16 protein-coding genes and 2 tRNA genes are annotated in these 17,806 nt (G+C 60.0%); 11 read left to right on the top strand and 7 right to left on the bottom strand.

Annotated features, from left to right (window positions below):
- Window positions 1-43 precede the first annotated feature (43 nt).
- Window positions 44-676, bottom strand: a complete 633-nt coding sequence (locus JL2886_RS00650; RefSeq protein ID WP_065270251.1) for a thiamine phosphate synthase — start codon at window positions 674-676, stop codon at window positions 44-46.
- Window positions 677-842: 166 nt separating this feature from the next.
- Here JL2886_RS00650 and JL2886_RS00655 point away from each other — a divergent pair, with 166 nt between their 5' ends.
- The 3 genes from JL2886_RS00655 (at window position 843) to JL2886_RS00665 (ending at window position 4,283) form a co-directional block, all read left to right on the top strand.
- Complete coding sequence (locus JL2886_RS00655) at window positions 843-1,595, top strand: RNA methyltransferase (RefSeq protein WP_065273454.1); 753 nt, start codon at window positions 843-845, stop codon at window positions 1,593-1,595.
- 65 nt (window positions 1,596-1,660) lie between these two features.
- Window positions 1,661-2,809 (top strand): heme A synthase, encoded by a 1,149-nt coding sequence (gene ctaA, locus JL2886_RS00660; RefSeq protein ID WP_065270252.1) that lies wholly within the window; start codon window positions 1,661-1,663, stop codon window positions 2,807-2,809.
- Between the two features lie 4 nt (window positions 2,810-2,813).
- Entirely contained in the window at window positions 2,814-4,283 is a 1,470-nt protein-coding gene (locus JL2886_RS00665) for a carboxypeptidase M32 (RefSeq protein ID WP_065270253.1), read from the top strand.
- A gap of 69 nt (window positions 4,284-4,352) precedes the next feature.
- Here JL2886_RS00665 and JL2886_RS00670 read toward each other — a convergent pair whose 3' ends face one another.
- Window positions 4,353-4,703, bottom strand: coding sequence for a DUF6614 family protein (locus JL2886_RS00670; protein WP_065270254.1), 351 nt, complete (start codon window positions 4,701-4,703; stop codon window positions 4,353-4,355).
- A gap of 126 nt (window positions 4,704-4,829) precedes the next feature.
- On the bottom strand, window positions 4,830-7,583 hold the full coding sequence (gene gyrA / locus JL2886_RS00675) for a DNA gyrase subunit A (RefSeq protein WP_197492330.1): 2,754 nt from the start codon (window positions 7,581-7,583) through the stop codon (window positions 4,830-4,832).
- A gap of 196 nt (window positions 7,584-7,779) precedes the next feature.
- Here gyrA and JL2886_RS00680 point away from each other — a divergent pair, with 196 nt between their 5' ends.
- Window positions 7,780-8,049 (top strand): usg protein, encoded by a 270-nt coding sequence (locus tag JL2886_RS00680; protein ID WP_065270255.1) that lies wholly within the window; start codon window positions 7,780-7,782, stop codon window positions 8,047-8,049.
- Between the two features lie 28 nt (window positions 8,050-8,077).
- Here JL2886_RS00680 and JL2886_RS00685 read toward each other — a convergent pair whose 3' ends face one another.
- Window positions 8,078-9,031 (bottom strand): radical SAM protein, encoded by a 954-nt coding sequence (locus tag JL2886_RS00685; protein ID WP_065270256.1) that lies wholly within the window; start codon window positions 9,029-9,031, stop codon window positions 8,078-8,080.
- A 145-nt stretch (window positions 9,032-9,176) separates the two neighbouring features.
- On the opposite strand from JL2886_RS00685, the gene zwf reads away from it, so the two are divergent.
- Both zwf and pgl read left to right on the top strand, forming a co-directional pair.
- On the top strand, window positions 9,177-10,652 hold the full coding sequence (zwf, locus tag JL2886_RS00690; RefSeq protein ID WP_065270257.1) for a glucose-6-phosphate dehydrogenase: 1,476 nt from the start codon (window positions 9,177-9,179) through the stop codon (window positions 10,650-10,652).
- Window positions 10,649-11,320, top strand: coding sequence for a 6-phosphogluconolactonase (pgl, locus tag JL2886_RS00695; RefSeq protein WP_065270258.1), 672 nt, complete (start codon window positions 10,649-10,651; stop codon window positions 11,318-11,320). Before zwf ends, pgl begins: the two co-directional genes overlap by 4 nt.
- Window positions 11,321-11,329: 9 nt before the next feature.
- Here pgl and JL2886_RS00700 read toward each other — a convergent pair whose 3' ends face one another.
- The gene (locus JL2886_RS00700) at window positions 11,330-11,809 is read right to left on the bottom strand and encodes an acyl-CoA thioesterase (protein WP_065270259.1); all 480 of its coding nucleotides are present in this window, start codon (window positions 11,807-11,809) and stop codon (window positions 11,330-11,332) included.
- A 131-nt stretch (window positions 11,810-11,940) separates the two neighbouring features.
- Window positions 11,941-12,014 (bottom strand) — tRNA-Gly (locus JL2886_RS00705).
- Window positions 12,015-12,207: 193 nt separating this feature from the next.
- Between JL2886_RS00705 and JL2886_RS00710 the strand changes: the two genes are divergently transcribed.
- Window positions 12,208-12,284 (top strand) — tRNA-Arg (locus tag JL2886_RS00710).
- Window positions 12,285-12,501: 217 nt separating this feature from the next.
- Here JL2886_RS00710 and JL2886_RS00715 read toward each other — a convergent pair.
- Window positions 12,502-13,071, bottom strand: a complete 570-nt coding sequence (locus JL2886_RS00715; protein WP_065270260.1) for a YcbK family protein — start codon at window positions 13,069-13,071, stop codon at window positions 12,502-12,504.
- 362 nt (window positions 13,072-13,433) lie between these two features.
- On the opposite strand from JL2886_RS00715, the gene JL2886_RS00720 reads away from it, so the two are divergent.
- From JL2886_RS00720 to JL2886_RS00735, 4 genes are read left to right on the top strand one after another with little or no spacing between them, the layout of a single operon-like run.
- Window positions 13,434-15,059 carry a L,D-transpeptidase family protein gene (locus JL2886_RS00720; RefSeq protein ID WP_065270261.1) on the top strand — a complete coding sequence of 542 codons (1,626 nt, stop codon included), beginning with the start codon at window positions 13,434-13,436 and terminating at the stop codon, window positions 15,057-15,059.
- 42 nt (window positions 15,060-15,101) lie between these two features.
- The gene (gene lpxD, locus JL2886_RS00725; protein ID WP_065270262.1) at window positions 15,102-16,175 is read left to right on the top strand and encodes a UDP-3-O-(3-hydroxymyristoyl)glucosamine N-acyltransferase; all 1,074 of its coding nucleotides are present in this window, start codon (window positions 15,102-15,104) and stop codon (window positions 16,173-16,175) included.
- 48 nt (window positions 16,176-16,223) lie between these two features.
- Window positions 16,224-16,481, top strand: a complete 258-nt coding sequence (locus JL2886_RS00730; RefSeq protein WP_065270263.1) for an acyl carrier protein — start codon at window positions 16,224-16,226, stop codon at window positions 16,479-16,481.
- Between the two features lie 29 nt (window positions 16,482-16,510).
- Entirely contained in the window at window positions 16,511-17,719 is a 1,209-nt protein-coding gene (locus JL2886_RS00735; protein WP_065270264.1) for a beta-ketoacyl-[acyl-carrier-protein] synthase family protein, read from the top strand.
- Window positions 17,720-17,806: the final 87 nt, after the last annotated feature.

The raw sequence follows: 17,806 nt of genomic DNA on the forward strand, positions 1-17,806 counted from the left end.
TATAACATCGGGGCGATGGCGTACCTTCTGGGAGAGCAGAGGCTCAGCCCATTGCCTTGATAAATGTCTGAAGCGCGGCGACGGGATCTTCGCTGCGCCAGATTTCCTCGCCAATGCCAAAGAAATCCGTGTAAGGAAAAAGGCTTCTGACCAATTCCTCAGTCAAACCACCTTCGGCCACGACCGGCACTTCCACCACTTCGGACCACCACTGGAACAGCTCCTGCTCGGCCACCGCGCCATCACCCAGACCCGATGTGCCGACGGGGCCAAAGCTGATGTAATCGGCGCCGGCTTCGCCTGCAGTCAGCCCGTCGTGGCGGGAAGCTCCGCAAAAGCTGCCGACAATGGCATCGGCGCCAAGCGCCTTGCGGGCGCTGCGCACGGATTTGGAGGCATCGGTCAGGTGCACGCCATCAAGGCCAAGCCGCTCGGCCAGGATCTGATGATCGGAAATCACGATTGCCACATCGCGGGCCAGGCAAACCTCGCGCAGGGCGTCACCGGCCCGGCTCAGCGTGTCTTCATCGCGGCTTGCCAGATCCAGGCGCACGCAGGCGATCTCGGTGCTGTCGAGCACCTTGGCCAGCTGGTCGGGAAACCGGCCCAGTTCGAAACTGGGCGGCGAAATCAGATAGATCTGGGGCTTTTCCACTGTGTCCGCGGCGGTATCCATCAAGGGCGCTCCTGTTGCTTGCTGGCTGGTGTTTAACGCATCTGCCACAGGACGCAAGGATCCTGCGCCGCTCTGCGACGCCTGGACCAGCGGGTGAGGCTCTTGCCGTTCGCAGCCCCTGCGATTACAGCAGGGGAAATGCCCTTTGGGCGCTATGGAGACAGACATGCCCAGCGATATGCCACAGCCCGCCTTTGTTCTGGTGCGCCCCCAGATGGGCGAAAACATCGGCGCTGCCGCCCGTGCGATGTGGAACTTCGGGCTGGACCGAATGCGTATCGTCGCGCCGCGCGACGGCTGGCCGAACCCAAAATCGGTGGCCATGGCCTCGGGTGCGGGGCGGCTGCTGGACGAGGCATTGCTGGCCCCCGATGTGCCTGGTGCGCTGGAGGACTGTTCCTTTGTCTTTGCCACCACGGCGCGTCCGCGTGAGCTGACCAAACCGGTGTACAGCCCCGAAGCCGCAATGAAGCTGGCGATTGAGAAAATCCGTGGCGGCGAGAAGGTCGCGGTGATGTTCGGCCCGGAACGCGCTGGCCTTGAGAATGACGATATCGCCCGTGCCAATGCTATCATCACGGTGCCGGTCAATCCGGAGTTTGCCTCGCTCAATCTTGGTCAATGCGTGCTGCTGGCTGCCTATGAGTGGCGCCGTCAGGCGGCGGAGGTCGAGCATGAGGTCTTCGAGATCGGCAAATCCGACTGGGCAACCGGCGTTGAGGTTGAGGCACTGGTGACCCATTACGAAGACCGGCTTGAGGAAGCCGGCTATTTCTTCCCGCCGGAAAAGGCGCCGGGGATGAAAGTAGTCTTCCGCAACCTGTTCAGCCGCATGCGCCTGACGCGGGCCGATGTGCAGATGCTGCATGGGGTGATGCGGCAGATGGTCCGCTGGAAGAAAATGTCGGACGATAGCTGAGCGTTAGCACTGGACGATCCGGACCGCCAACCCTAGCTTCACCGCGAAACCGAAGAGGGACGAGCATGAGCAGCAAGCGCAGTATCTTCCAAGAGGTCAGTGAACCCGAGGCCAAGCCGCAGACCGCCACAACCGGCATGATCGACCGGGGCCGGGGCGGCGCCCGCAAGGCGATCCGGGCCTGGCTCTTTGTGCTGTTTGCGCTGGTGGTGGCGATGATCGTGGTCGGCGGGTTGACCCGTCTGACCGATTCCGGCCTGTCGATCACCGAATGGCGCCCCGTCACCGGGGCCATTCCGCCGATGAACGAGGTGGAATGGCAGCAGGAGTTCGACAAATACAAGCAGATCGACCAGTGGCAGATCCATAATCAGTGGATGGAGCTTGCTGACTTCAAATCGATTTACTGGTGGGAATGGGGCCATCGCCAACTGGGCCGGGTCATCGGGCTGGTCTGGGCGGTTGGCTTTTTTGGCTTTCTGCTGGCCCGCAAGATCCCGACCGGCTGGACCGGGCGGCTGATCCTGCCGGGGGCTTTGGGCGGGGCTCAGGGTGCAATCGGCTGGTGGATGGTCTCTTCGGGCGTGACCCAGGGCGAGGGCATGACCTCGGTTGCCTCCTATCGGCTGGCGACGCACCTTGGCCTGGCCTTTGTCATCCTCGGGCTGATCGCCTGGTATGGCTTCCTTCTGGGGCGGCAGGAACGGGACCTGATGCAGGCGCGCCGGGCCAAGGAAGCAAAGATCTTCGGCCTCTCGACCGGGCTCTTGCACTTTGCGTTCCTGCAAATCCTGCTGGGCGCACTGGTGGCAGGCATTGACGCTGGGCGGTCCTATACCGATTGGCCGCTGATGGGCGGGCAGGTGATCCCGCCCAATCCGTTGATGATCGAGCCGATCTGGAAGAACTTCTTTGAAAACCCAGGCTTGGTGCAGTTTGTTCACCGGATCTGTGGCTATCTTCTGCTTGGCTTTGGGGTGGTTGTCTGGCTGCGCGGCCGCGCCAGTGCCCATGGCGCGACCCGGTTCGCCTTCAACGCCGTCTTTGCAGGTTTGATCGTACAGATTGCCCTTGGTGTGATCACCGTTCTTTACGCTGCGCCCTGGCAGGCAGCGATCCTGCACCAGCTGATGGCTGTGGTTCTGTGGGTCCTGATCCTGCGCGCCCGCTTCCTGGCCAGCTATCCGATTGCAACTTCCATCAAGGACCATTGAGAATATGACCGCATTTGAACAGCTGATGGCCTATGAGCGTGACACGCAGGCTTTGGGGCAGATCGCTGGCCGTCTGGGCTGGGACCAGGAAACCATGATGCCGCGCGGGGCCACCGGACAGCGCGGCGCGGAGATGGCCGCGATCGAATCCGTGTTGCACGCCCGCCGCAGCGCGCCGCAGGTGGCGGAATGGCTGGAGCAGGCCGAAGCCCCGGATGAGGTCGGCGCTGCGCATCTGCGCGAAATCCGCCGCAGCTACGACCGTACCATCAAGGTGCCCGCGGATCTGGCCAAGAAACTGGCGCAGGTCACCTCAGAAGCGCAGGGAAAATGGGCCGAGGCCCGGGCCAATGAAGACGTGGCGGCCTTCCTGCCTGTGCTGGAGGAAGTGGTGGCGCTGAAGCGTGAGGAAGGTCAGGCACTGGCGGCGGGTGGTGATCTGTATGATGCGCTGGTTGCGGATTACGAACACGGCACAACCTCTTCTGAAATCGCAAAAATCTTTGATGCGATGCGTCCCGGTCTGGTGGATCTGCGGGCGCGGGTTCTCGACAAGCCAGCGCCGCAGGGCCTGTCGGGGCGGTTTGATGAGAAAACCCAGATGCAACTGGCCCGCACGTTGGCGCGCACCTTTGGTTATGACATGGCGCATGGGCGGGTCGACAAGGCGGTGCACCCGTTCAGCTCTGGCTCAGGGCTGGATGTGCGGATTACCACCCGGACCAGCGAAACAGATCCGTTCAACTGCTTCTATTCGACCATTCACGAGGTTGGCCACGGTGCCTATGAGCAGAACATCAGCCGCGATTACTTGCTGACGCCGCTGGGGCGCGGGGTGTCGATGGGCGTGCACGAAAGCCAGAGCCGGATTTATGAAAACCAGATCGGCCGCAGCCGCGCCTTTACTGGATGGTTGTTCGAACAGATGCGGGACAGCTTTGGCGACATTGGCGTGTCCGATGCCGATGCCTTCTACGCGGCGGTCAACAAGGTTCATAACGGTTATATCCGGACCGAAGCAGATGAGCTGCAATATAACCTGCACATCATGCTCCGTTTCGATCTGGAACGGGCATTGATGCAAGGCGATCTGGAGGTTGCGGACCTAGAGGCGGCCTGGAATGATCGGTTTGAGGCCGATTTTGGCTATGCCGTCGACAAGCCTTCAAACGGCTGTCTGCAGGACGTGCATTGGTCGGTTGGTCTCTTCGGGTATTTCCCGACCTATTCGCTGGGCAATGTCTACGCCGGCTGCCTGCACGAGGCGCTGCGCCGGGATGTGCCAAAGCTGGATACGGATCTGGCGCAAGGCGATACTTCGGCCGCAACCGGCTGGCTGGGCGAGAAGTTGCAGCAGCACGGTGGCTTGCGCAGCCCGCGGGATACCATCGCCCATGCGGCGGAAATGGAGCCGGACCACGCGCCGCTCATGGACTATCTCGAACAGAAATTCGGCGCGCTCTACGATCTGTAAGCCGCCTGGCGGGAACAACAGAAAAGGCCGGGCACTATGCCCGGCCTTTTTGCATAAACTACAGCGGAATCAGACCAGAGCCATGCGCTCCGCCCGTTCCGGATCCGGAAATGGCCGGTAGAGCCCAAAGTCGGAATTTGCGATCAACGCAGAGACATTCGCGTAGAGCTTTTCAATCTCTTCGTCTTTTTCACCCAACACACGAAAGGCCTGGTCCAGCTGGGTCATGTTCTCGAATTCGATCTCAAGCAGGAAATCACGGCAGGAATCGCTGGCAAGGTTCAGCTTGCGACGCAGCAGGCGCCAGCCGTTGATCACCTTGCGTTCTTGCAGGTAGGACATCCATTGATCGACGGCGCTGGAAAACGCGAGCGCTTTGGCTTCGTGATGAAGGTCGATGTAGCAGTGGTACATGTTCATCGGGTGGCTCCTCCCACGCAAATGTTTCCCATCAGCATGGCAGAAATTGTTTACCCATCGGTAAAAACGAAACGCCGCCCCGGGCCGGGACGGCGTCTTTTGTTGCTTTGGTTTGGGGAGTGGGCGTCAGGCTTCGCCGCCCTCAACCTCAGCCTCATCATCGTCACCGCTGTCGGCAATCCAGGCGACCGAAACCACCTCTTCACCCTTGCCAGTGTTGAAGACACGGACGCCGCCGGCCGAGCGAGACCGGAAGGAAATTCCATCCACCGGCACCCGGATCGATTGACCCTTGGAGGTTGCCAGCATGATCTGGTCTTCAACCTCGACCGGGAAGGACGCCACAAGTTCGCCGCCGCGCATCGCCTTGTCCATGGCGGTGACGCCCATACCGCCACGGCCCCGAACCGGGTAATCGTGGCTGGAGCTCAGCTTACCCTGACCGCCCTTGGTAATGGTGAGGATCAGGTTTTCGGCCGCTGACATTTCTGCATAAAGCTCGGTCGAGAAGTTGGGATCTGCCACGCTATCCTCATCCGAGGGTTCCGCATCGTCTGCGATCCCGGCCATGGCCCGGCGCATTTTGAGATACGCCGTCCGCTGTTCGGGCGTGTATTTCGAGTGGCGGATCACCGACATCGATACGACCTCGTCGCCTTCATTCAGCTTGATCCCGCGTACACCAACGGAATTGCGGCTGTTGAACACCCGGACCTCGGTCGAGGGGAAGCGGATCGCGCGGCCGGTGTTGGTGACCAGCATGATGTCGTCATCCTCGGAGCAGATCCGAGCATTGATCAGTTTGGTGTCCGCGTGATCGTCCTCGAACTTCATCGCAATCTTACCGTTGCGCATGACATTTGTGAAATCTGACAAACGGTTACGGCGCACAGTTCCAGCAGATGTCGCGAACATGATCTGCAGATCGTCCCATTCATCCTCGGCCCGGTCGACCGGCATGATGGCCGCGATCGACACGCCCGTGGGGATCGGCAGGATGTTGACGATCGCCTTACCTTTCGAGGTGCGTCCGCCCTGCGGCAAGCGCCAAGTCTTCAGCTTGTAGACCATGCCATCAGTGGTGAAGAACAACAGCTGTGTATGGGTATTCGCAACAAAGAGGGTGGTGACAACATCCTCTTCCTTGGTCTGCATCCCCGACAACCCCTTGCCGCCGCGTTTCTGAGCGCGGAAATCGACCAGCGGGGTGCGTTTGATGTAGCCGCCAGAGGTCACAGTGACCACCATGTCCTCGCGCTCGATCAGGTCCTCATCGTCCATATCACCGGACCAATCAACGATTTCGGTGCGGCGCGGCACGGCGAAATTCTCGCGAACCTCGCGCAGCTCGTCAGCGATGATGCCCATGATCCGGTCGCGCGAGCCCAGAATCTCAAGGTATTCCTTGATCTTGGAGGCCAGTTCTTCCAACTCGTCGGTGACTTCCTTGACGCCGATCTGGGTCAGGCGCTGCAGGCGCAGTTCCAGAATGGCGCGGGCCTGAGTTTCTGACAGGTTGTAGGTCCCGTCTTCGTTCGCGGTATGGGTCGGATCATCGATCAGCGCGATATATTCCAGGATCGGCTGCGCCGGCCAGCGGCGGGTCATCAGCTTTTCACGCGCTTCGGCCGCATCCGCGGATTGGCGGATCGTCGTGACGATCTCGTCGATATTGGTAACGGCAACCGCCAGACCACAAAGGATATGGCTGCGCTCGCGTGCCTTGCGCAGCAGGTATGCGGTGCGCCGCGCGACCACATCTTCGCGGAAATCGATAAAGGAGGTCAGGAACCGGCGCAGGGTCAGCTGCTCGGGTCTGCCACCGTTCAGCGCCAGCATGTTGCAGCCGAAATGCGTCTGCATCGGCGTGAACCGATAAAGCTGGTTGAGCACCACCTCGGCAGTGGCGTCACGCTTCAGTTCGACCACCACGCGCACACCGTTGCGGTCGGATTCATCCTGAACGTGGGAAACGCCTTCGATCTTTTTGTCGCGCACCTGTTCGGCGATCTTTTCGATCATCGAGGCCTTGTTCACCTGATAGGGAATTTCGTCCACGATGATGGCGTAGCGATCCTTGCGGATCTCCTCGACCCGGGTCTTGGCGCGGATGATGACGCTTCCGCGTCCCTCAAGATAGGCCTTGCGCGCGCCGGAGCGGCCCAGCAACACGCCGCCAGTCGGGAAGTCGGGGCCGGGCACATATTCGATCAGCTGCTCGCTGGTCAGATCCGGCTCGTCGATCAGGGCCAGGGTCGCATCAACAACTTCGCCCAGATTGTGCGGCGGGATATTGGTGGCCATGCCGACCGCGATACCGCCAGCGCCGTTGACCAGCATATTCGGGAAACGCGCGGGCAGAACCGTCGGTTCCTGGTCCTTGCCATCGTAGTTGTCCTGGAAATCGACGGTATCCTTGTCGATATCCGCCAGCATAAAGGCCGAAGGCTTGTCCATCCGCACTTCGGTGTAACGCATCGCGGCGGGGTTATCGCCGTCCATCGAGCCAAAGTTGCCCTGACCATCCAAAAGCGGCAGCGACATCGAGAAGTCCTGCGCCATGCGCACCAAAGCGTCATAGATCGCGCTGTCGCCGTGCGGGTGGTATTTACCCATAACGTCGCCGACCGGACGGGCCGATTTGCGATAGGATTTATCATGGGTATTGCCGGTCTCATGCATCGCATAAAGAATCCGGCGGTGAACGGGTTTCAGCCCGTCGCGCAGGTCGGGAATGGCCCGGCTGACGATGACCGACATGGCATAGTCCAGATAGGACGTGCGCATCTCGGATTCGATTGAGACCGTCGGCCCCTCGTATACCGGCCCTTGGGGCGGTGTTTCGTCCATGTTTTCAGGAGTATCCGGCGTATCGCTCACGTTTGCTGCCCGTTCTGTATTATGGGTCTCTATTGTGTCAGGACACCCTATCAGACACCCCATATGGGGCGCAAGCTGGCTGATGGGCAGACCGGCACGCCGCCCGACCGCGCGCGGAGCAGGCAGCGTGGTTTCGAAACTGTTAACCAATCCGTGGCTAGGATTTCACGGGGGGCTTCGTTGCAGGAGACCACATATGGAGATCAGCGAAACGGAACTGATGCTCAAAGGCTATGGGCTGACCACGGCCGAATTCATCTATCACATGCCGGACCATCCTCATGTTCTGAATACATTTCTGTGGCAGGAGTACGATCTGGCGCCAGACCACGACCGGATGTTTCAGTTCATCGAATTCTGGCAGCGCGAGATCGAGGGACCGCTGCATTCGGTCCGCTTTACCCACCGCAAGATGATTGGCGCCGGGGAATGGCGGCACGTGAAGGGCGAATTCAAGATCCACTAAACAGCAGGTGCCGGGCCATGAATGGAGGTCAGGCCGAACAGCTGGCCCCGCCCAATACGCAGAATTTGGCGCAGTGGGGATGGTTTAGCGCCACAGGCTTCTCTGCCTCGGCCAAGGTTGTGCCGAGCTCAAATTCCGGCGCATAGGGGAGCAGGGTGCAGGCCAGAACCGCCGGTTTTTCGGCACCCTTGCGTTTGACCACCATACGAGAGGAGGCGCACATCACATCCTCTGGCGCCTTGTTCAGGATGCCCCAGCAAGCGGTTGTAATTTCGGGCACTTCCACCGCCTCGTCCATCTCAGGGAACAGCACCGTCTGACCGGGGTTGGCGGAATCGATATCAAACCCCTGCGCGGCAAACAGATTGGCGAAACCTTGGCGCGCTTCCGACTCGCTTTCGGCAAAGGTGATGCGGCCAGCAACCGCCATCTGGAACCCGTTGTCCCGCAGCCAGGCCATACCTTCCAGCGTTTTGGCGTAGCTGCCTTCGCCGCGCTCGGTGTCGTGAATATCTGCGGAGTGGTGGTCCAGCGAGATGCGCAGCGTCATCTTGCCCGGGTGTTTTTCATTCAGCACCAGCAGATCCTGCCGCACGGTCTTGCGCATCATTGGCCGCATGGCGTTGGTGAGGATCAGCACTTCATACCCCCGCTCCAGCGCGGCGTCGGCCATGGCGCACATCTCCGGATTCATGAAGGGCTCGCCGCCGGTAAAGGCGATTTCACGTACCCGCCAGTTCCGCTCTTCGAGTTGATCCAGATAGTCCTCGACCTCGGCTGCGGTGAGGTAGACAAGAGCATCATTGCGGGGCGAGCTGAGGATATAGCAGTTCGCGCATTCAATATTGCAAAGCGTTCCGGTGTTGAACCACAGGGTTTCCGGGTTCGACAAGGCCACGGACGCCCGGGTGCTGCCGTCGGCTGTCACCAGGCTGTCTTGAAATTTACCTAGGTTTGCGTTGGGGTTAGGCAGATCTTTCACGGGGATGTCCTCATGGGCCGTTCCTTTCCGACAAGGCTACCCTATACTGCCCCCAAAGTGAAAGCCGCCGGAGGCCGCCTGACAGGGATGTGAAGTGATTTCGCCTCTGCCTTGGGCATCCGGTCACAGCGAAATGGAATGAACAATGGCTCCACGCGTGATACCGGTCGATCCCTTCGATCTGGTGATCTTTGGCGGTACAGGTGATCTGGCGCAGCGCAAAATCCTGCCGGCGCTTTACCGGCGGTTTTGTGGTGGCCATTTCCCCGAGGAAGTCCGCATCATCGGCGCCGCCCGGGCCGATATCAGCACCGAAGACTACCGGCAGATGGTGGCGGAGGGGGTTAAGGCAACGCTGAATGAACACGGGCCGGGGGCTGCGGGAATCCCGGAGTTTCTGCGCCGTGTCACTTATGTGTCGCTGGACGCCCGCGAGGATCGCGGTTGGGAGCCGCTGGCCGCGCAACTGGCCGAAGTTGAGCCACGGCCGATCCGAGTCTTCTACTTCTCGGTGGGGCCGGGCCTGTTCGGACCGCTGGCCGAACGTCTGCACCGGCACGGATTGTCGGATGAAGACAGCCGGATCGTGGTGGAAAAACCCTTTGGACACGATCTGCAGTCTGCCAAGGCGCTGAACGCGACACTGGCCGCGCATTTCACCGAGAACCAGATTTACCGGATCGATCATTATCTGGGCAAGGAAACGGTGCAGAACCTGATGGCGATCCGGTTCGGCAATATGCTGTTCGAACCCCTATGGAACAGCCAATACGTCGATCATATCCAGATCACGGTTGCGGAAACCGTCGGGGTCGCGGGGCGTGAGGAGTATTACGACCGTGCCGGCGCAATGCGCGACATGATGCAGAACCACCTGATGCAGCTTCTTTGCCTGATCGCGATGGAACCGCCGGCAAAATTTGACCCCGATGCGGTGCGCGATGAAAAGGTGAAAGTGATCCGGGCGCTGGATCCGGTGGAGCCTTACCACATCGTCCGGGGGCAGTATAACGCGGCTGCCGGGGGTAAAGGACCCGACCTAACCTACCGGGAAACCGTCGGAAACCCGCGCTCCAGCACCGAAAGCTATATCGCGCTCAAGACCCATATAAGCAATTGGCGATGGGCGGGCACACCGTTTTACCTTCGCACCGGGAAACGGCTGGTGGCACGGTCTTCGGTGATCAACGTGCTGTTCAAGGACGCGCCGCACTCGATATTCGGCGAGGAGGCCGGCCGTCACGCCAACCATCTCAAGATCCGCTTGCAACCCAACGAAGGCATCACGCTGAGCGTGACCATCAAGGAGCCGGGTCCGGGCGGCATGCGTCTGGTTGACGTTCCGCTGGATATGAGTTTTGCAACGGCCCTCGGGGCGGATGGCAAAAATCCCCCGGACGCATACGAGCGTCTGATCACCGATATGATCCGGGGTAACCAGACGTTGTTCATGCGCGGGGACGAGGTGGCCGCCGCCTGGGCTTGGACCGATCCGATCATCGCGGGCTGGCAGGCGCGCGGGGATGTACCAAAACCCTATGATATGGGCAGCACCGGGCCCGGCGATGCGGACTTGCTGATGCGCCGTGATGGACGTGAATGGAGAGGAATAAACCCATGAAATTCAATGAATATCCAGATCAGGAAATGCTGGCGATAGAGGTTGCGCAGCGCATTGCCGGGGATCTGGAAACACATCTTCTACATCACGACACCGCCTCGCTTGCGGTGGCAGGCGGCAGCACGCCCGCGCCTATCTTTGATGATCTCTGCGCAGCTTCAATCGATTGGGAACGGGTCCGGGTGATGGCGACGGATGAACGCTGGGTGCCCTCCGACAGTGACCGCTCCAATGCGCGAATGATCCGCGAGCGGCTGATGACAGGCCCCGCCGCCGCCGCGCGTTTTCTGCCGTTCTACGTGCCCGACCGCGCCCCCGAAGATGTGTTGGCCGAGGTCGAATCCCTAGTTTCCCCGGAATTGCCGATTTCAGTGGCGCTTCTGGGGATGGGCGAAGACATGCACACGGCCTCCTTGTTTCCGGGGGTGAAGGGGCTTGAGGCAGCGCTGGCCGGCTCGGCGCCGACTTTGGCAGTGATGCGCCCGGACAGCCAGCCGGAAGGCCGCATCAGTCTGACAGCGCCGGTGTTAAACGGAGCGATGGCGAAACATCTGGTGATCTTTGGTGAGGCCAAACGCAAGGCGCTGGATCGGGCGATATCGCTGCCGCCCGAAGAAGCCCCGGTTCAGGCCATTTTGTCAGGCACTCAAGTGCATTGGGCACCTTAAGCCTCAGCCTTATTGGCTGAGGTCGGTGGCGCCATCGAGGTCCAGAAATTGCTGTTTCAAACTGTCCGGAATCGGCTGTCCCGCGCTGCCATCGGCGGTACGCAGAACCATCACGGCTTCCAGCCGGGTGCGCAGGTCGCCAGACCAGATCTGCTGCTCCATCACATATGACGTGTTGCGGAAGGACAGCACCCGGGCGGTGGAGATGTAGCTTTCGCCAAGCAGCATTTCCTTGAGGTAGTGCACGTTGGAGTTACGCATCACCGTGCGCGGCATCGGCCCGCCGGAGAAATGCCTGGCGCAATGTGTATCGAAATAGGTGACGCGGGTGGATTCGAACCAGCCCAGGTAGGCCTTGTTGTTCACGTGGTTCAAAAGGTCGAGTTCGGAAAAGCGAACCTTATCGGCAATGGCAACGGGGCAGGGGTGGTCGATCCCCTGAGCCAACTGAGTCTCTGCATCGAGCGGGGTAAGGTAAAGGAGTTTCATCCCGTTGGACTAAGGCGCGGTATTTGAAGTTTCAACAAAAACCCTCCGGCACATCGTCTTGACCGCGACAGCCGCGAAAACATGAGTCCAAGCGTCGCGAGGCGGTGGCATTCAAAATGGGAAGGGAGATTTGGAGCGGGTGAAGGGAATCGAACCCTCGTCACTTGCTTGGGAAGCAAATGCTCTACCATTGAGCTACACCCGCAGTGGGATTTGGGTAGCACCGCGCCGTGGGCGCTTCAAGTTGATTTCGCTGTGGATGGCGGATTTTGCAAATCCAGCGCCGAGCGGGACCGCAGTACTCCCGGCACAGGGCTGGCGGTCCGCAAACAAAAGAATCCAGAGGCAATTTTGCCATTGCAGCGTCATGGAACGGCAGGTATACGGCTCCACATCAGGCACCTGTAGCTCAGCTGGATAGAGCGCTGCCCTCCGAAGGCAGAGGCCATAGGTTCGAATCCTATCAGGTGCGCCATTTCTCCCCGAACTAATCTCCCGAACCAGCGTCCGGACCAATTCGGATTTGGGCTGTATTGTAAATTCGACGCCAATTCCAGCTGCAGCAGAAGCAAAAATCCGGCGCACCCATCGGGGCACACCGGACATTAGTGGTTCGTATTGGTGTAATGCAGAACGCCTGGATGACGACCTGCGGACCGGGCTTCCGTAGAACGCCTGGTCGGGTTTCCGTATCAGCCGCGCCAGTCACGGACGACGCCGCAGTCCATGTGAACAAAGTTGGAGCGATAATAGGTGCCAACACCGCCGGCACGGCAAGCCTTGGCCGCTTTCGCCATTTGCGTAACAGAGCGAGACGCAAGGCGCAGGTCTGCGGCCTGTCCGCGCATGTGAAGAGAGTTCTTGGCGACGCCACGCGAACGGCTGCGCAGCATGGCGTTGGTCTTCGGGCTGCGATATCCCGAAAGCATCATATACGGTTCGTTTACTTCCAGCAGGTTATGGGAGGCGGCCATGATATCGATTGTGCGCAGGTCGATCTCTTTTACGTCGTCGGTGCGCCAGTCGCGCATGAAGTGATTGATCTCGCGCACTGCGTCTTTGATGTACTTGCCTTCGATCCAATAGACCATGTCCAGCCGTTCACCGGTGCGGCCCGAGTACATGCGGATGCGGCGGATATCGCCGCCACCACGCAAAAAGCCTGCTGCATTGGAGAATGTTGGGGCTGCGGTTACTGCTGTTGCCGCAAATGCACCCAGAAGGGCCCGACGGGTGAGCCCCGAGTTCGATGTTTCTGCCATGTTTACCGCACCATCCCGAACGATTTGTGTGTCCTGCCGATGCCCGATGTTACGGGCCTGCCGTATTTCCCGGCACGTGACTTCTATGACACAGGGGGAATCACGATCCAAGTTTCGATTGGTCTCATCCCTGTTTTCTTCGGATTTTCGGCAATTTTTTGCGCAAAAGGGGACGTTCCGTTAAGATTTTCCCATCAAAAAGCACCAAAATCACTGGTCACAAGTTCGAGAACCGCCGAAAATAGGCTCTCAACTATTGGTTTACGATGTGTAAATGGGGGCTGCGCCTTGCTTCTTTTTACTAAAGATTCATGTAGTAGAGGGAAGATTTAATGGCATCGTCATCAGGGGGTCGCGCGTCAATGAAAACAGCACTTTATAGCAGCGTTCTGCCGCAGGTCCGGTCCGGCGTTTTCGCTCTGGCCCTATTCGGTGCCACAGTCGCCTTTGCACCCAGTGGTGCCTCGGCTCAGGTCACGGCCTTCAAGCAATCGGTTGCTGAATTCGCAGCGGGCGAAGGCGCAGTTGCCAAATTCTACCGCGAATCCGCTTACACCCCGATTTGGACGGCGCCGGGCGAAGAATCGATGCAGCGCCGGGCCGCGCTACTGCGGGCGCTGGAAGAGGCCTCGGCCCACGGGTTGCCGGACCAGTCTGCCCTGGCGGCGTCGCTGATGGAGCAGATGCGCAATGCACGGTCGGCCCGCGATTTGGGGCAGATCGAAGCGGCGCTGAGCACGGCTTACGTGAATTATGCCACGGACCTGCAGACCGGCCTTCTTGATCCCGGCTCGATCGACGACGGGATCGTTCGCAAGAAACATACCACCGATCCGGTGACCTATCTGGAAGGCATCCGGGACAATCAGCCGATGGCCTATATGCGCTCGCTGGTGCCCGCCTCGCCGCAATACCGCGCCTTGCTGCGGGAGAAATTCCGTCTTGAGCAGCTGGTCGCCAAAGGCGGCTGGGGCACCACGGTTCCGAAGGGCAAGCTTGAGCCGGGTGACACCGGACCTGCTGTAATCGCGCTGCGCGACCGGCTGGTAACAATGGGATATCTGCCCCGCAGCGCCACCGCCGCGTTTGACATGGAGGTGGAACAGGCGGTGCAGAAGTTCCAGTCGGACCACGGGCTGGAGGTCGACGGCGTTGCCGGGGACGGCACCATTGCCGAGCTCAACAAGCCGGTTACCGAACGGCTGAAATCCGTGGTGGTGGCGATGGAGCGGGAGCGCTGGCTGTCACCCGAACGCGGTGAGCGTCATATCCTGGTGAACCAAACTGATTTCACGGCCAAGATTGTCGACCGTGGCGACGTGACCTTTGAAACCCGGTCCGTGATCGGCAAGAACCAGCACGACCGCAGGTCGCCGGAATTCTCGGATGTCATGGAACACATGATCATCAACCCGAGCTGGCACGTGCCGCGCTCGATCATTACCAAGGAATACCTGCCGAAACTGCGCAACAACCCTAATGCAGTCCGTCACATTCTGATTACCGATCGTCAGGGCCGTGTCGTCGACCGCAACTCAGCGGACTTCTCTCAGTACACCAGAAGCAACTTTCCATACTCGATGCGCCAGCCGCCGAGCCGCAGCAATGCGCTGGGGCTGGTGAAGTTCATGTTCCCGAACAAATACAACATCTACCTGCACGACACGCCGCAAAAGAGCCTGTTCAGCCGCGAAGTCCGGGCCTTCTCCCACGGCTGTATCCGCCTGGCGCAGCCCTTTGAGTTTGCCTATGCGCTGCTGGCGCGGCAGACCGAAGATCCCAAGGCATTCTTTCAGCGGATCCTAAGCTCCGGAAAAGAAACCAAAGTGGAGCTGGAACAGAAGGTGCCTGTTCACATTATCTACCGGACGGCTTATGTCTCGGGCAAAGGACGGGCCGAGTTCCGGCGGGATGTCTATGGACGCGACGCCAAGGTATGGGACGCCTTGCAGCGGGCAGGGGTCGCCTTGCCGGGCGTGCAGGGCTGATCTCCGGGGCCCGTCTTCAACAGACGTGAGGAAGGGCCCCATATGTATACTGTCCGTCAGATTGCTGATGCATTAGGTGCTGCCTGCGAAGGCGATGTTTCTATCGAAGTGGCGCGTACGGCCGAACCGCAAGACGCAGGTCCCGGCGATCTGGCGCTTGCAACCTCCCCGAAATATGCCGAGGCGCTGGCCGAGGGCGCAGCCCAGGTTGCCATGCTCTGGGAAGGTGCCGACTGGCAGTCCATGGGCCTGAAGGCGGCTATTTTCGCAGCCCGGCCGCGTATGGCCATGGCCGGTCTCACCAGTATGATGGATCCGGGCCAGGGCTTTGGCTCCGGCATTCACCCCTCAGCCGTCATTGATCCCAGCGCGGAGCTGGGAGAGGGTGTCAGCGTCGGCCCCTTCTGTGTGATTGGTGCGAGGGCGAAAATCGGAGACAATTCCATCATCGGTCCGCAGTGCCATATCGGCGTGGATGTCACGATGGGGAACGGCGCACAACTGCGCGAGATGGTCTCCATCGGCGCCCGCGTCACCATTGGGGAGCGGTTCCGGGCCCAGCCCGGCGCGCGCATCGGTGGCGATGGGTTTTCCTATGTAACACCTGAGGTGTCAGGCGCGGAAACCGTGCGCAAGACGCTGGGTGATCAGGGCGATGCCAAACCCCAAAGCTGGCTGCGCATTCATTCCCTCGGTTCGGTCACCATCGGCGACGATGTAGAAGTGGGCGCCAATTGCACCGTCGACAACGGCACCATCCGCGACACGGTGATCGGCGACGGCACAAAGCTCGACAACCTTGTACACGTTGGCCACAACACCCGGGTTGGGCGTGATTGCCTCCTTTGCGGACAGACCGGCACCTCCGGCTCGGTTGATATCGGCAACAACGTGGTTCTTGGCGGGCAATGCGGCGTGGTCGATAATATCTTTATCGGTGACGGAGTGATTGCCGGCGGCGGCACAAAGATCCTTTCGAACGTGCCCGCAGGCCGTGTAATGATGGGCTATCCCGCTGTCAAAATGGAGACACATACCGAAGTCTATAAGGCACAACGCAGGCTGCCCCGACTGATGCGCGATATCGAAGCGCTGAAAAAGGCAGTTTTAAAATAGCGGCACAGAGATTACATCTGCGCCAGCCTTAAGGATCAAGGACCCGGTATGAGCATCAAGGACAAGGTAATCGAAATCATCGCAGAGCAGGCAGTGCTGGAACCGTCGGATGTGACACTCGACAGCACGCTTGAGGATCTGGGTATCGATAGTCTCGGCCTCGTGGAGAGCATCTTTGCTATCGAGGAAGAGTTCGACATCACCATTCCGTTCAATGCCAATGCGCCGGAAGAGAGTGATTTCGACATTACCAATGTCGCGGCGATCATCGCGGGCATCGAAAAGCTGACGGCTGCAAAGCAGTGAGGCCTGCCTCGGGGTCAAGGATGATCTGAATGAGACGCGTAGTAATCACCGGCGCCGGCACCATCAACGCTCTTGGCCATTCTGTATCCGCCACCATGGAGGCAATGCGCGAGGGGCGCTGTGGCATCGGCGCGCTGGAGTTTCGCGATGTGGAGCGTCTGTCGATTCAGATCGGTGGCCAGGTCAGGGGCTTTGAGGCCGAGGGCCGCTTTAACCGGCAACAGATGAGCCTTTATGACCGGTTCACCCAGTTCACTCTGACCGCCGCCAAAGAGGCGATTGCCCAGTCCGGAATCGAATTCCACGGCGATCTCTCCGCGAAATCCGGTGTGGTTCTGGGCACCGCCGGTGGCGGCGTATCAACCTGGGATGACAATTACCGCTCGGTCTATGAGGACGGTAAGAACCGCGTCCATCCCTTCGTGGTGCCGAAGCTGATGAACAACGCAGCCGCCAGCCATGTGTCAATGGAATTCAACCTCAAAGGGCCGAGTTTCACCGTTTCCACCGCCTGCGCCTCCTCCAATCATGCGATGGCCCAGGCGTTTCAGTTGGTGCGCAGCGGCATGGCGCCTGCGATGGTCACGGGCGGATCGGAATCGATGCTGTGCTTTGGCGGGGTCAAGGCCTGGGAAGGGTTGCGGGTCATGTCCCGCGATGCCTGCCGCCCGTTCAGTGCCAACCGCAACGGCATGGTGCAGGGTGAAGGTGCCGGCGTGTTTGTCTTTGAAGACTACGAACACGCCCGCGCCCGCGGTGCGGAGATCCTCTGCGAGGTAGTGGGCTACGCCATGTCCTCGGACGCGGCGGATATCGTCATGCCGAGCAAACAGGGCGCGGCCCGCGCAATCGCTGGCGCCCTGCAGGATGCCGGAGTGGCGCCTGAAAGCGTTGGCTATATCAATGCCCATGGGACCGGCACTGCAGCGAATGACAAAACCGAATGCGCCGCGGTGGCGGATGTCTTTGGTCCGCACGCGGACCGGCTGATGATCTCCTCGACGAAATCCATGCATGGTCACCTGATCGGCGGCACCGGTGCGGTGGAGCTGTTGGCCTGTATCATGGCCGTGCGCGATGGGGTGATTGCCCCCACCATCGGCTATGAGGAACCAGACCCGGAATGCGCTCTGGATGTGGTGCCCAATGAGGCGCGTGAGGCAAAGGTAGATGTGGCGCTGAGCAACGCCTTTGCCTTTGGCGGGCTGAACGCGGTTCTGGCGCTGAAAAAGATCTGAACGGAGCGCTGCTCGAAAAGAAAAGCCACCGTCAGCAGTCGCTGCGGTGGCTTTTATCGTTGTCTGATCACGCCCGCCTGGTGGCGG

The organism is Phaeobacter gallaeciensis (assembly GCF_001678945.1).
GTDB classification, from domain to species: Bacteria; Pseudomonadota; Alphaproteobacteria; order Rhodobacterales; family Rhodobacteraceae; genus Phycobacter; species Phycobacter gallaeciensis_A.

Coding starts and splice junctions, on each gene's coding strand:
- JL2886_RS00650 (WP_065270251.1), bottom strand. CDS start 676: ATGGATACCGCCGCGGACACAGTGGAAAAGCCCCAGATCTATCTGATT.
- JL2886_RS00655 (WP_065273454.1), top strand. CDS start 843: ATGCCCAGCGATATGCCACAGCCCGCCTTTGTTCTGGTGCGCCCCCAG.
- ctaA (WP_065270252.1), top strand. CDS start 1,661: ATGAGCAGCAAGCGCAGTATCTTCCAAGAGGTCAGTGAACCCGAGGCC.
- JL2886_RS00665 (WP_065270253.1), top strand. CDS start 2,814: ATGACCGCATTTGAACAGCTGATGGCCTATGAGCGTGACACGCAGGCT.
- JL2886_RS00670 (WP_065270254.1), bottom strand. CDS start 4,703: ATGAACATGTACCACTGCTACATCGACCTTCATCACGAAGCCAAAGCG.
- JL2886_RS00680 (WP_065270255.1), top strand. CDS start 7,780: ATGGAGATCAGCGAAACGGAACTGATGCTCAAAGGCTATGGGCTGACC.
- zwf (WP_065270257.1), top strand. CDS start 9,177: ATGGCTCCACGCGTGATACCGGTCGATCCCTTCGATCTGGTGATCTTT.
- pgl (WP_065270258.1), top strand. CDS start 10,649: ATGAAATTCAATGAATATCCAGATCAGGAAATGCTGGCGATAGAGGTT.
- JL2886_RS00700 (WP_065270259.1), bottom strand. CDS start 11,809: ATGAAACTCCTTTACCTTACCCCGCTCGATGCAGAGACTCAGTTGGCT.
- JL2886_RS00715 (WP_065270260.1), bottom strand. CDS start 13,071: ATGGCAGAAACATCGAACTCGGGGCTCACCCGTCGGGCCCTTCTGGGT.
- JL2886_RS00720 (WP_065270261.1), top strand. CDS start 13,434: ATGAAAACAGCACTTTATAGCAGCGTTCTGCCGCAGGTCCGGTCCGGC.
- lpxD (WP_065270262.1), top strand. CDS start 15,102: ATGTATACTGTCCGTCAGATTGCTGATGCATTAGGTGCTGCCTGCGAA.
- JL2886_RS00730 (WP_065270263.1), top strand. CDS start 16,224: ATGAGCATCAAGGACAAGGTAATCGAAATCATCGCAGAGCAGGCAGTG.
- JL2886_RS00735 (WP_065270264.1), top strand. CDS start 16,511: ATGAGACGCGTAGTAATCACCGGCGCCGGCACCATCAACGCTCTTGGC.